Raw genomic sequence first — 12342 nt, 5'->3', positions numbered from 1 at the left:
TCCAGTGTGGTGACCGCCCATCGGTACGGCAAGACCGTACGCGGCATAATGGTGACGCGCTTCACATTGCGGCAGCGCAGCCAATCCTTCGCGTCACAACTCCGTCACGGAATCGGAACCCCATGAGCAAGACGAGCCCCTCGGTCCGCCCAGTCCGCTATCGCCTCTCCATAGAGTCGGCGGCCGCCCATTTACTGCGCGTCGAGCTGAGCCTGGAACACCCCGCCGCAGAGGGCGAGGTGTTGAGCCTGCCGGCCTGGATTCCCGGCAGCTACATGATCCGCGAGTTCGCCAAGAACATCGTGAACCTCACGGCTGAGCAGGCGGGGGAGGCGGTGCCGCTGCGCAAGGAGGACAAGCACACCTGGCGCAGCGGCCCCTTGTCGGAGGCGCCGCTGCAGGTGACGGCCATCGTTTACGCCTGGGACCTGTCGGTGCGCTGCGCGCATGTCGACGCGAGCCATGCCTTCTTCAACGGCACCCAGGTCTTCTTGCAGGTGCAGGGGCGTGAGCAGCAGCCCCATCTGGTGGAGCTGGTGCAACCCGAGGGCGAGGCCTTCGCCGAGTGGAAGGTGGCGACCACCTTGAAGCCCGCGCGCGGGGTGCCCGGCGCAGCCAAGCAGTGGGGCTTTGGTGTGTACCGCGCGGACGATTACGACAGCCTCATCGATCATCCGGTCGAGATGGGCACCTTCCAGACCTTACGTTTCGATGCGGCGGGCGTGCCGCACCAGATGGTGGTGACCGGCCGCGCCCGCTTCGATGAGCAACGCCTGCGGCGCGACCTCGCTCGCATTTGCGAATGGCATATCGAGCTGTTCGGCAAACCGGCACCCTTTGACCGCTATCTGTTCATGACCATGGCGGTGGGAGATGCGTATGGTGGGCTGGAACATCGGGCCTCCACCGCCTTGCTGTGCTCGCGCAACGATCTGCCGGTGCCTGGTGTGCATGCGATGGACGAGCGCTATCGCACCTTCCTGGGGTTGTGCAGTCACGAGTACTTCCACGCCTGGAACGTCAAGCGCATCAAGCCAGCGGCTTTCATTCCCTATGAACTGGCGCAGGAAGGCTATACCCGCCTGCTGTGGGTGTTCGAGGGCTTCACCTCGTACTACGACGATCTGGCGCTGATCCGCACGCGCACCATCACCCAGCAGGATTACTTCGCCATCCTCGCGCGCACCATCAGCGGGGTGGAGCGGGGCAGCGGGCGGCTCAAGCAGAGCCCGGCCGAGTCCTCCTTCGACGCCTGGATCAAGTATTACCGGCAGGACGAGAACAGCCCCAATGCGGTGGTGAGCTACTACACCAAGGGCGCGCTGATCGCGGCGGGCCTTGATTTGACGATCCGCGCGGCGACCGAGGGCAAGCGTTCGCTCGACGACGTGATGCGCCACCTGTGGCGCGAGTACGCGCTGAAGGGGCGTGGCGTCGGCGAGGACGACATGCCGGCGATCATCAAGACAGCGACCGGCGTGGATGTGCGGCGCGAGATCGCCGCCTGGGCCGAGGGCAATGTCGACGTGCCCTTCGAGCGTCTGCTCAAGCCCTTTGGCGTGACGCTCACGCGCAGCTCCGGCGGCCTGATGAGTGCGCTGGGCATCAAGACCAAGGCCGAGGGCAACGCCCTGAAGCTGCTGCATGTGCTGGATGGTGGTGCGATGCAGGCGGCGGGTGCCTCGGCCGGCGATGAGCTGGTGGCCCTGGACGGCCTGCGTGTCACGGCGGGCAATCTGGAAAATCTGCTGGTGCGTTACCGCACGGGAGAGCAATTCGAGTTGCTGGTATTCCGCCGTGACGAGCTGCTGCGCCTGCAGGTGACGCTCACCGCGCCGCGTGCCGACGAGTGTCAGGTCACGCTGGCCGCGCGTTCCACCGAGGCCAACACAAGTTTGCGTCAGGGCTGGCTGGGTAGCTAAGAAGCCGTCAAAAATGCTTCTGGCGTTGCTGCGCCTTCTTGCCGTACTACCGTACTGTCTGCGTCGGCGCGCCTAGCCAGAACCGTTTCGCTACGCTTCACTCCATTTTGTGACGGCTTTAGGCGGTGAGTTGTTGCCTGAGACCCCGCAGGGTCCGCCTTAGCAGCCACCAGAACAGGCCACCGGCCACCACCGTGGCGAGCGTGGCGGCCCACCAGAAGCCGCCCAGGCCCATCGGCGCGAGCGTGCCAGGCAGGCCGTGGTAACACAGCAGCCAGCCGCCGCCGAGGCCGATGACCCAGAAGCAGAACACATGGATCAGCATCGGCGCGGTGGCGATCTTGAGGCCGCGCAGCGCTTGCGCGGCTACCGTCTGCAGCGCGTCGAAGAGCTGGTAGAAGCCGACCAGCCCGATCAGCGAGATCGACAGCGCCTGCACCGCCGGGTCCGGCGTGTAGGCACGGATCAGACCGTCACCGAAAGCCCACAGCACCAGCCCGAGCAGCGTGGAGCTCGTCATGCCCAGCAGCAGGCCGGCGCGGATTGTCTTGCGCACGCGGCGCTCGTCTTGCGCGCCGGCGGCCTGCCCGACCAGGGCCAGGGTGGCGATGGAGATCGACAGCGGCAGCATATAGCACAGCCCGCCGAAGTTGCCGATCACGCGATGGCTGCCTGCGGCCACCGGTCCGAGCTGGGCGACCAGTAGGGCGATCAGCGCGAAGCTGGTGATCTCGACGAAGGCCGACATGCCGATCGGCAGGCCCAGCAGCAGTTGTTCGCGCATCTGGGCCCAGCGGGGACGCTGCCAGTGGCTCAATAGTTTCAGGTGTCGCGTCGTGGCGGAACGGGCGAGATAAGCCAGCGCCAGCAGTGGCAGCAGGGTGTAGATGAACAGGGCGGATAGCGCGCAGCCCACCGCGCCGAGCGGCGCATGGCCCAGCCAGCCGAGGGCCAGTGCCGGGGCGAGCAGGGCGTGGGCACTGGCATTGCCGAGTCCGAAGAACATCAGCATGCGCGGTCGACCCAGCGCGTTGAGCATGCCGCCGCAGGCGCGATAGACCAGGGTACCCGGCATGCACAGTGCAAGCACCGACAGGTAGGCGCGGGTGCGCGCATCGACCTCCGGGCTCATGCCGCTCCAGCCCAGGATCCAGTCCGGGAAGAGCAGGAGCAGCATGCCGGCGAAGCCCAGCAGCAGCGCCAGCCAGATGCCTTGCTGGAAGGTTGCGGGCAAGGCTGCGTGGCGCCCCGCGCCGTAGTGCTGCGCGGCGACTGGGGTGAGCCCCTGCACGATGCCGGCGCCGGCCAGCATGACGGAGATGTAGACGCCGGAACCGATGCCGACGGCGGCCAGATCAAGAGTACCGACACGCCCGGTGATGAAGGTATCGACCAGGGTGGTGCTCATCGAGGCGAGCTGCGCCACCAGCACCGGTGAGGCATGGCTGGCGATGGCGCGCAGCATGCCCAGGGTATTGACCGCCAGGCTCATGCCGGGCTGCGTCGGCGCTGCCAGCGTGAGCGCCAGTACAGCCCGGCGAGCAGGGCCAGCGCGCCTGCGCCCATGAACCAGAAAGCCACGCCCTGCCAGTAACCCAGTGGGTCGATGCTGTGCATCACCGTAGTGGCCGGGAATTTGTAGCGCACGCCACCGGTGGCCAGTGCCTGCAGGGCCGGCACCGCTGCGCCCACGGCCGGGGCGAAGCTCAGCAGCAGACCGACGACGATGGCCAGCCAGTCGGCGACGGAGCGGGGGGACTCAGCCTGCAGGGTGCAGGCTTCGACACGCAGGAACACCGCGCCGAGCACGCCGATGCAGATCAGCAAGGGGCCGCACACGATCAACAGACCAAAGATGGCCGCCGCCAGGATGAAGCCACCGCCACTGAGGCTGGCGATCTGGCTCCAGAGGGCGCTGAAGCCGAGGTAGGGCAGGCACAGCAAGGCACCCAGCCCGGCTAGCCAGATGGCGCGGCGTGATTGGCGGCGCAGGGTGTCGGGATGCGGAAGGGGAGGGGGTGTGCTCATTCGCTGGTGAGTTTCTCGCGGCGGGTCAGGTCGGGGAACAGTTTCATCCAGGCGGCCACCACGACCAGGGTGCCGATGGCGCCGACGACCACCGAGCCGACCGGGCCCCACCAGGCGGCGGTGACGCCGGACTCGAATTCGCCGAGCTGGTTCGAGCTGCCGATGAACACCGAGTTGACCGCGCTGACACGGCCACGCATTTCATCGGGGGTGTCGAGCTGCACCAGCGCCTGGCGGATCACCACGCTGATCATGTCGGCCGCGCCCGAGACGAGCAGGGCGAGGAAGGAAACGACGAATACCGTCGACAGCGCGAACACCAGGGTCGCGACGCCATACACGGCAACCGCGGCGAACATCAGCTTGCCGACCCGGCGCTGCAAGGTGTGATGGGCCAGCCACAGCGACATGCCCAGTGCACCCACGGCGGGCGCGGCGCGCAGCAGGCCCAGGCCCCAGGGGCCGACGTGCAGGATGTCCTTGGCGAACATCGGCAGCAAGGCGGTGGCGCCACCGAGCAGCACGGCGAACATGTCGAGTGAGATGGCGCCCAGCACGGCCTTGCGCTGCCAGATGAACGAGACCCCGGCGAACAGGCTCTGCAAGCTCACCGGCTCACGCGGATTGCCCGCATGGGCGAGGCGGATGCGCAGCATGAACACGATGGCGAGCAGGAACAAGGCGCCGCAGCAGAGGTAGACGACGTCTGCCCCCGCTACGTAGATGAAGCCGCCCAGGGCCGGCCCGCCGATGATGGCGGCCTGGGTGCCGGCCGAGCCCAGGGCAAGGGCGCGCGGCAGGACCTCGGAGGGGACCAGCAGCGGCATCAGTGCCTGCTGGGTCGGCATCTGGAAGGCCTTGGTGCAACCCAGTACCAGCGAGGCGGCGAAGATCAGCTCACGGCCGATCCACTGCTGCTGCGTGCCGACCACCAGGGCGACCGTGACCACCAACTGGAAGAACAGGCAGGCGGCCAGCACGTAGCGGCGGTCATATCGGTCGGCGACGTGGCCGACGACCAGCGTCAGCGCAAGCGAGGGGAGGAACTGGAACAGGCCGACCAGGCCCAGGTCCATGGCGCTGTTGGTCAGGTCGTACATCTGCCACGCGACGGCCACCATCATCATGTTGTTGGCCATGGTGGTGGCGACGCGGGCCAGCCAGAAATTGAAGAAAGAGCGGTAGGCGAAGATTTCTCTCATCGGCCGCGATTATCCGCTTTATCCGGGCAGGTCGTGGAAGGCAACCGTTACAATTCATGCCCGAGTCATCCCAGATGCCGCGCTACGACACGGCTCGTCCCCAAGCCCCATGAATCCCCCGCTGAGTGAGGCGCGCGAACGCGCGCTGCTGGTCATCCTGATGCTGGTGCAATTCACCGCCATCGTGGATTTCATGATCATGATGCCGTTGTCGCCGCAGTTGATGAGCGAGATGCGCATCGGCACCGCTGAGTTCGGCATGCTGGTGTCGGCCTATTCGCTGGCGGCCGGCCTGTCGGCGCTGCTTGCCGCCTCGCTGGCCGATCGCTATGACCGGCGCAGCGCGCTGCTGGCCACCTATGTCGGGCTGACCTTGGCCACGCTGGCCTGTGCCCTGGCGCCGGGCCACTGGAGCCTGCTCGCGGCCCGCGCCGTGGCGGGCATCTTTGGCGGCGTGCTGGGCTCGATCACCTTTGCCATCGTGGGCGACGTGGTGGCCCCGCCGCGGCGCGGGCGTGCCATGTCCATGGTCATGATGGGCTTTTCGCTGGCCGCCGTGGCGGGGGTGCCGGCGGGGCTGCTGCTGGCCAGCCATGCCGGCTGGCGCATGCCGTTTGCTGTCCTCACCGGCCTGTGCGGTCTCGTCCTGTTGTTCGCCTGGCGTACTGTGCCTGCCGTGCGCGGGCACCTGGGGCAGGCACGTATCAGCATGCTGGCGAGCTACCGTGAGCTGCTGTCGGTGCCCAACCACTGGTGGGCTTTTGCTGTGACCGCGCTGGTCATGTTCGCCGGCTTCCTGGTGATTCCTTATATCGCGCCCTCGCTGGTCGCCAACGTGGGCTTGGCGCCGGCCGAGCTGAGCTGGATCTATCTGGTGGGTGGTGCGGTGACACTGGTGACGCGGCCGTGGATCGGCGGCCTGACCGATCGTCACCCCTATGCGCGTGTGCTTACCTGGATGGTGCTGGCGAGTTTCGTCCCCATCGTGCTGGTGACACAGACTCTGCTCCTGAGTCTGGGCTGGCAATTGCTCATCGCAGCCCTCTTCTTCATCTTCGTCAGCGGCCGCTTCATCCCAGCGACCGCCTTGGTCACGGCGGCGACCGAAATGCGCTTGCGCGGTCGCGTGATGGCCTTCAACTCGGCGGTGCAGAACCTGGCCTCAGGTGCGGCGGCTTTCATCGCTGGCGCCATGATGCAGGCCGGGGAGGGCGGGAGCCTGCTGGGTTACGACTGGGTCGGCTACCTCAGTTGCGCGATCGGCCTGCTGTCGATCTGGGCCGCCCGACGCGTTCACCGCGTGAATTGACCATGTGATTTAACTATCAATATTCTTTGATAGATTAATTGGATTGATTAAAAGGGTTTCCATAGACTGGGTCCATCGCATTCGCCCAGTACGGAGACCGCCATGCGCAGCCTCGCCAGATATCTCGCCCTGCCTCGCCCACTTTCCAGTCGCCGCCTGGCGGGCTTGCTCCTGGTCGCAACGGGCTTCGTCCTGCTCGCGACGCAAACCTGGTCAGCCCTGATTGCGCAACTGAGTCCGCCTGCCGTGCGCGCGCTTGAAGGTGGCGCCATGGGGGCGCTTGCGACCGCGTTGGGGGCCTTGCCCGTGCTGGCCATGCGGCGCATCCCTACACGTGTGGCCGATGGTCTGCTCGGTTTCGGCGCAGGTGTGATGCTGGCGGCCACTGCCTTCTCGCTGATCGTGCCCGGACTGGCCGCCGCGCGGGATCTTGGCTTAGGCAAGTGGGCGGCCGGTGGCCTCGTCAGCATGGGGCTCGTGCTGGGCGTGCTGGCCCTGCTGTGGTTTGACCGCGTGATGCCGCACGTCCACTTCGATGCCACGGGACAGGAAACCCGGACCGCGTCTGCAGTGCTGCCTTCGCGCATCCTCCTGTTCGTCATCGCCATCGCGCTCCACAACATTCCTGAAGGCATGGCGGTCGGCGTCGCAGCCGGCGCGGGGGCCGCCGGTGCCGATGGCCTGGCGACCGGTATCGCGCTGCAGGATGTGCCGGAGGGCCTGGTGGTGGCGCTGGCTTTGGCTGGCGCCGGTCTCTCACGCGCCAAAGCTGCCTTGGCCGGTGCGCTGACGGGGCTCGTCGAACCGCTGTTCGCAGTGCTGGGCGCGATTGCGGTGGGCGTGTCGGCCAGCCTCCTGCCCTGGGGTTTGGCCTTCGCTGCGGGCGCCATGCTGTTCGCGGTGAGTCACGAAATCATCCCGGAATCCCATCGCAACGGTCACGAGCGAGATGCCACCATCGGCCTGTCCATCGGCTTCTGCGTGATGATGGTGATGGACACAGCGTTGGCCTGAGCCCCCAGGTGTCTTGGGGCAGCTGGCGGCGGCAGAGCGTTGACTTGCAATTTCAGGATTCCTGTATGAATATACAGTCAATAGAGATTGCGAGGAAACCAAGCAGCCATGGACGACCTGACGCCCCGCCAACGCGAAATCCTGGATTTCATCCGTAGCGCCGTCGAGCATAACGGCGCTCCGCCGACACGGGCCGAAATTTGCACAGCTTTCGGTTTCGCTTCGCCGAATGCTGCGGAGGCTCATCTCAAGGCGCTCGCCAAGAAGGGGGCGATCCAGCTCGAAGGCGGCTCGGCGCGTGGGATCCGTTTGACCGAAGCACTGGGGTTGCCGGTGGTCGGTCGCGTGGCTGCCGGCTCGCCGATCTTGTCTGAAACCAGTATCGACCGCCGTGTGCGCGTCGATCCCGACATGTTCGGCTTGCGTGCCGATTTCCTGCTGCGTGTGCGCGGTCTGTCGATGATCGAAGCCGGCATCCTGGAGGGCGATCTCATTGCCGTGCATCGCACGGCCAACGTGCGCGACGGCCAGATCATTGTGGCGCGCGTGGACGACGAGGTGACCGTCAAGCGACTGCGCCGACGCAACGGTCAGGTCGAACTGCTGCCGGAAAACCGCGACATGGCGCCCATCGTGATCGATCCGCAGCGCCAGTCCCTGACTATCGAAGGTGTCGTTGTCGGCTTGATCCGCGACGAATTCGACGCCTGAGCCACGACGCTGCCCACAGCGCCATTCTCTCCCCAATGCGAGGACACATTGCCATGAACGCCAACCGCCAACTGTGCTGCGCCAGCAGCCAACATCCGTCTCGTCCCGTGTCACGCCGTGCGGCCGATCGCTCCTGGGCCAAGGCCATGCTCGACGTGCTGTATCGGCGCGGTCGTAGCTACGGCTTGCTGACCCTGTACGAAGAGTCGCGGCTGAATTCCGGGCGTTGAACCGGCGGGCCCTGGCGGGGCATGGAATGCGAGACCGGCCTTATTCGGCCAGCATTTGTGCGCGTGTCGCGTCCGCCCAGCAGTTGGGTGTCTCGTACAAGCGTACGCTTTCCAGCGTCAACTGCTTGTCGCAGATCTCGCCAATGCGTGGTGCCAGTTGGCGGAAAGCCACGGCCACGAGGTTCTCGGCGGTCGGCACGACATCAAGCACCACTGTGCGGTGCTCTGGTAGCGTCTGCAAGAAATCCAGGATCGCGGTGTCTCCGCGGTAGACCAGGAAGGCGTGGTCCCATTGGTCCACGATCTCGGCCTTCACCACCGCTTTGATCTCCGAGAAGTCCAGCACCATCCCATTGCGTGGGTTGCCATCCTGCTGCGTGATGCGGCCCGAAACCGTGACCTCGATGGCATAGCGATGACCGTGCAGATGACGGCATAGGCTGCGGTGGTCGGGGATGCGATGTCCTGCATCGAACTCGAGACGACGGGTGATGAGCACGGGAGACCTGCTGGAATGGCGGGAACGCTGAGCGGGTATTGGTTGTTCGATACAACCAATAACGACATCAATGAGGTGCTGATTCTACCAGCGGCGTACCTGCCTGCGAGGAGCTGCGACGCCAAAGGGCTGGGCGATCAAACTGGTCGGCTGAAACGCCTTAGACCAGGCAGAGAAGCGGGGCGGGAGGCGCCCAGCGCGGCGACCGGGAGGTCGCCGCGCGCGGAAGAAAATTACTTTTCCTTCTTCTTGGCCTTCGCTTCCTTCTTCAGGCTCTTGTACAGGTCCTGATTGTGGGCGCGCAGGTATTCGATGACCTCGAAGTCATCCTTGCGGATCTTGTCGATGTCGATGCGCTCGACATGGACCAGGCGAAGCAAGGCCTGAACGGGGCGGGGAATGTCGCGACCGCTTTCATAGCGCGAGCCCCCGCTTTGGGTCACCCCGATCTGTGACCAGAACTCCGATTGGTTCAGGCCGAGTTTGCGACGAATCTCGCGCACATCCAGATTCTCGACGGTTTTCATATGATCTCTTACCTCATCCACGAAGATGTTGAACGCACGACCTCCAGACCAGACGATTCTTCTCGTAACTATCTGCCAAGCTCGGCAGTGCCTGGTCGAACTGACAAGTTGTATGGCATACCGCTTCGTTGTCAGCTTGCTATAACTAAAGTTATAGCTTGGGTTAGTATAGATCAATATTTCAGCAACATACAAGGAAGCTGGGCGCGGGTGCGCCATGCGTCACGAATATTTGAGCCCGGAATCCGTAGGCCGACCACAAAGGCTGTCGTGGGCGCCGAACTGCCATGGTAGTCGCGGCACAAGAATGCTGGCTGCGGCGGAGTGTCTGGCATCTGCCAAGTATTGGGAATTCTTCGAGAGAGGATTGCGCTAAAATAGCGAGCTTTTAGCCACTCGTACCCTAGTCCCGAAAATGGCGCTGATTGTTCAAAAGTATGGCGGTACCTCGGTCGGCACGCCCGAGCGTATCAAGAATGTCGCCCGGCGCGTTGCCAAGGCGCAAGCCGAGGGCGACCAGATTGTGGTGGTCGTGTCCGCCATGAGCGGAGAGACCAATCGCTTGATCTCGCTGGCCAAGGAAGTGCAGGCCAAGCCCGATCCGCGTGAGCTGGACGTGGTCGTGTCCACCGGCGAGCAGGTCACCATTGGCCTGCTGTGCATGGCGCTGCTCGAGTTGGGCGTGAAGGCGCGCAGCTATACCGGGCCGCAGGTACGCATCCTGACCGACAGTGCCTTCACCAAGGCGCGCATTCTCAAGATCGACGAGGATCGCATGCGGCGCGACCTGGAAGAGGGCTGCGTCGTCGTCGTGGCGGGTTTCCAGGGCGTGGACGATGTGGGCAACATCACCACATTGGGCCGTGGCGGATCGGATACGACCGGCGTTGCGCTTGCTGCAGCACTGCGCGCCGATGAATGCCAGATCTACACCGACGTCGACGGCGTCTACACCACCGACCCGCGCATCGTGCCCGAAGCGCGCAAGCTTGACCGCATCACCTTCGAGGAGATGCTTGAGATGGCCAGCCTGGGCTCCAAGGTGTTGCAGATCCGTTCGGTCGAGTTCGCCGGCAAGTACAAGGTCAGATTGCGGGTGCTCTCCAGCTTCATGGATGAATGCGAAGGCACCCTGATCACTTTTGAGGAAGACATCAAGATGGAACAACCGATCATCTCCGGCATCGCCTTCAATCGCGACGAGGCGAAGCTGACCGTGCTGGGCGTGCCGGATCGTCCGGGCATTGCCTATCAGATTCTGGGTCCGATTGCTGACGCCAACATCGACGTCGACATGATCATCCAGAACGTGAGTCAGGACGGCTCGACCGATTTCTCCTTCACGGTGAATCGCAATGAATACGAGCGCGCAACCCAGATCCTGGAAGGCGTGAAGGCCCACGTCGGTGCGCGCGAGATCCGTGGCGACCGTTCCATGGCCAAGGTGTCCGTGGTGGGTGTCGGTATGCGCTCGCATGTCGGCATTGCCAGCAAGATGTTCCGCACCCTTGCCGAAGAGGGCATCAACATCCAGATGATCTCGACTTCCGAGATCAAGATTTCCGTCGCCATCGACGAGAAATACCTGGAACTGGCGGTGCGCGTGCTGCACCGCGCCTTCGAGCTGGATCAAGTGTCGGCGTGACAGTTTTGGATTGACGCTAAGGCGCGCAATCGCTAACATGCGCGCTCTTTTGGAGAGTTGGCCGAGAGGTCGAAGGCACTCCCCTGCTAAGGGAGCATACGGGCTAAAACCTGTATCGAGGGTTCGAATCCCTCACTCTCCGCCAAGCACTTGCAAGCGAGCTTGGTGGTTGTTATAATCTCGCTTCTTTGCGCATCCGTAGCTCAGTTGGATAGAGTACCTGGCTACGAACCAGGGGGTCGTGGGTTCGAATCCTGCCGGATGCGCCACCTGTTTCAAGCAAAAAGCCCAGTCGTCAGACTGGGCTTTTTGCTTTCCAGTGCCCACCCTTTTCAGCGCCCACCCAATCCATCCGCACGGTATCGCTGAAACAAAAACGCGGGCAATCGCCCGCGTGAGTTATCCGACGCAGCGTTATTTCAGTACGTGTGTTCCGGGGCCGGGAAGCTCTGCTCGCGCACGGCTGTGACATAGCTGCGTACCGCCTCTTCGATGCTGGCAGCCCCTTGCATGAAGTTGCGTACGAAACGCGCGGTCTTGCCGGGATACACGCCGAGCATGTCGTGCAGCACCAGCACTTGGCCGTCGCAGTCTTTGCCGGCCCCAATACCAATCGTGGCCATGCGCTTGAGTTCGCTGGTGAGCTGTGCGGCAAGGGTGGCGGGAATCATCTCAAACACGATCATTGAGGCACCGGCGTCTTCCAGTGCACGTACGTCAGCGTGCATCTGTGCTGCGCTTTCTTCGGACTTTCCTTGCACCCTATAGCCGCCCAACTGGAATACGGATTGCGGTGTGAGCCCGACGTGGGCACACACAGGCACGCCGCGCTCGACCAGAAAGCGCACCGTCTCGGCCATGTAGGCGCCGCCTTCGAGCTTGACCATGTGGGCGCCGGCGGCCATCAGGCTGGCGGCATTGCGCATGGCCTGCGCTGGGCTTTCCTGGTAGGCGCCGAATGGCATGTCGGTGATGATCCAGGGGCGTTGGCTGGCGCGTGCCACGCAGGCGGTATGGTAGGCCATGTGTTCGAGCGTGACGGGCAGCGTTGAACGCTGGCCCTGCAGCACGTTGCCCAGCGAGTCGCCGACCAGCAGGACGTCCACGCCTGCGCGCTCGCACAGAGCGGCGAAGCTGGCGTCATAACAGGTGAGCATGGCGATCTTCTCGCCATTGGCCTTCATCTTGCCCAGCTCGGTCAGCGTGACGGGCTTGGCGGTATCGCTCAGGTAGCTCATGAAACCTCCTAGGCAGC

The 12342-nt window shown here is 64.2% G+C and carries 12 protein-coding genes and 2 tRNA genes; 8 read left to right on the top strand and 6 right to left on the bottom strand.

The window, feature by feature from the left end; translation table 11 throughout:
- Positions 1-122 precede the first annotated feature (122 nt).
- Positions 123-1922 carry a M61 family metallopeptidase gene (locus NMB43_RS13550; RefSeq protein ID WP_494348695.1) on the top strand — a complete coding sequence of 600 codons (1800 nt, stop codon included), beginning with the start codon at positions 123-125 and terminating at the stop codon, positions 1920-1922.
- Positions 1923-2040: 118 nt separating this feature from the next.
- Here NMB43_RS13550 and NMB43_RS13545 read toward each other — a convergent pair whose 3' ends face one another.
- From NMB43_RS13545 to NMB43_RS13535, 3 genes are read right to left on the bottom strand one after another with little or no spacing between them, the layout of a single operon-like run.
- Entirely contained in the window at positions 2041-3414 is a 1374-nt protein-coding gene (locus NMB43_RS13545) for an MATE family efflux transporter (protein ID WP_494348694.1), read from the bottom strand.
- Positions 3411-3950 (bottom strand): hypothetical protein, encoded by a 540-nt coding sequence (locus tag NMB43_RS13540; protein ID WP_494348693.1) that lies wholly within the window; start codon positions 3948-3950, stop codon positions 3411-3413. The genes NMB43_RS13545 and NMB43_RS13540 overlap by 4 nt, the downstream gene beginning before the upstream one ends.
- Positions 3947-5152 carry an MFS transporter gene (locus NMB43_RS13535; protein ID WP_494348692.1) on the bottom strand — a complete coding sequence of 402 codons (1206 nt, stop codon included), beginning with the start codon at positions 5150-5152 and terminating at the stop codon, positions 3947-3949. The genes NMB43_RS13540 and NMB43_RS13535 overlap by 4 nt, the downstream gene beginning before the upstream one ends.
- 109 nt (positions 5153-5261) lie before the next feature.
- On the opposite strand from NMB43_RS13535, the gene NMB43_RS13530 reads away from it, so the two are divergent.
- The 4 genes from NMB43_RS13530 to NMB43_RS13515 all read left to right on the top strand — a co-directional run bounded on the left by NMB43_RS13530 (position 5262) and on the right by NMB43_RS13515 (position 8416).
- On the top strand, positions 5262-6461 hold the full coding sequence (locus NMB43_RS13530; protein ID WP_494348691.1) for an MFS transporter: 1200 nt from the start codon (positions 5262-5264) through the stop codon (positions 6459-6461).
- A gap of 102 nt (positions 6462-6563) precedes the next feature.
- On the top strand, positions 6564-7475 hold the full coding sequence (locus NMB43_RS13525; RefSeq protein ID WP_494348690.1) for a ZIP family metal transporter: 912 nt from the start codon (positions 6564-6566) through the stop codon (positions 7473-7475).
- Positions 7476-7583: 108 nt separating this feature from the next.
- Positions 7584-8186, top strand: coding sequence for a transcriptional repressor LexA (gene lexA, locus NMB43_RS13520; protein ID WP_494348689.1), 603 nt, complete (start codon positions 7584-7586; stop codon positions 8184-8186).
- Between the two features lie 53 nt (positions 8187-8239).
- Complete coding sequence (locus NMB43_RS13515) at positions 8240-8416, top strand: hypothetical protein (protein ID WP_494348688.1); 177 nt, start codon at positions 8240-8242, stop codon at positions 8414-8416.
- A gap of 40 nt (positions 8417-8456) precedes the next feature.
- Here NMB43_RS13515 and queD read toward each other — a convergent pair whose 3' ends face one another.
- The gene (gene queD, locus NMB43_RS13510) at positions 8457-8915 is read right to left on the bottom strand and encodes a 6-carboxytetrahydropterin synthase QueD (protein ID WP_494348687.1); all 459 of its coding nucleotides are present in this window, start codon (positions 8913-8915) and stop codon (positions 8457-8459) included.
- Positions 8916-9148: 233 nt separating this feature from the next.
- A complete protein-coding gene (locus NMB43_RS13505; protein WP_494348686.1) occupies positions 9149-9442 on the bottom strand; it encodes a helix-turn-helix domain-containing protein in 294 nt (97 codons plus the stop codon).
- A 415-nt stretch (positions 9443-9857) separates the two neighbouring features.
- Here NMB43_RS13505 and NMB43_RS13500 point away from each other — a divergent pair, with 415 nt between their 5' ends.
- The 3 genes from NMB43_RS13500 (at position 9858) to NMB43_RS13490 (ending at position 11356) form a co-directional block, all read left to right on the top strand.
- On the top strand, positions 9858-11087 hold the full coding sequence (locus NMB43_RS13500) for an aspartate kinase (protein ID WP_494348685.1): 1230 nt from the start codon (positions 9858-9860) through the stop codon (positions 11085-11087).
- Positions 11088-11138: 51 nt separating this feature from the next.
- Positions 11139-11232, top strand: a tRNA-Ser gene (locus NMB43_RS13495).
- 47 nt (positions 11233-11279) lie between these two features.
- Positions 11280-11356 (top strand) — tRNA-Arg (locus tag NMB43_RS13490).
- A 150-nt stretch (positions 11357-11506) separates the two neighbouring features.
- Here NMB43_RS13490 and panB read toward each other — a convergent pair.
- Complete coding sequence (gene panB, locus NMB43_RS13485) at positions 11507-12325, bottom strand: 3-methyl-2-oxobutanoate hydroxymethyltransferase (RefSeq protein ID WP_494348684.1); 819 nt, start codon at positions 12323-12325, stop codon at positions 11507-11509.
- Positions 12326-12342 lie beyond the last annotated feature (17 nt).

Source organism: Uliginosibacterium sangjuense, from assembly GCF_059132465.1.
This window is presented reverse-complemented; position numbering and strand designations above follow the sequence as displayed.

Excerpts from the sequence above, each read along its gene's own strand:
- NMB43_RS13535 (WP_494348692.1), bottom strand. The coding sequence starts at position 5,152 with ATGAGAGAAATCTTCGCCTACCGCTCTTTCTTCAATTTCTGGCTGGCC.
- NMB43_RS13550 (WP_494348695.1), top strand. The coding sequence starts at position 123 with ATGAGCAAGACGAGCCCCTCGGTCCGCCCAGTCCGCTATCGCCTCTCC.
- NMB43_RS13525 (WP_494348690.1), top strand. The coding sequence starts at position 6,564 with ATGCGCAGCCTCGCCAGATATCTCGCCCTGCCTCGCCCACTTTCCAGT.
- NMB43_RS13505 (WP_494348686.1), bottom strand. The coding sequence starts at position 9,442 with ATGAAAACCGTCGAGAATCTGGATGTGCGCGAGATTCGTCGCAAACTC.
- NMB43_RS13545 (WP_494348694.1), bottom strand. The coding sequence starts at position 3,414 with ATGAGCCTGGCGGTCAATACCCTGGGCATGCTGCGCGCCATCGCCAGC.
- panB (WP_494348684.1), bottom strand. The coding sequence starts at position 12,325 with ATGAGCTACCTGAGCGATACCGCCAAGCCCGTCACGCTGACCGAGCTG.
- NMB43_RS13540 (WP_494348693.1), bottom strand. The coding sequence starts at position 3,950 with ATGAGCACACCCCCTCCCCTTCCGCATCCCGACACCCTGCGCCGCCAA.
- NMB43_RS13500 (WP_494348685.1), top strand. The coding sequence starts at position 9,858 with ATGGCGCTGATTGTTCAAAAGTATGGCGGTACCTCGGTCGGCACGCCC.
- NMB43_RS13515 (WP_494348688.1), top strand. The coding sequence starts at position 8,240 with ATGAACGCCAACCGCCAACTGTGCTGCGCCAGCAGCCAACATCCGTCT.
- NMB43_RS13530 (WP_494348691.1), top strand. The coding sequence starts at position 5,262 with ATGAATCCCCCGCTGAGTGAGGCGCGCGAACGCGCGCTGCTGGTCATC.
- lexA (WP_494348689.1), top strand. The coding sequence starts at position 7,584 with ATGGACGACCTGACGCCCCGCCAACGCGAAATCCTGGATTTCATCCGT.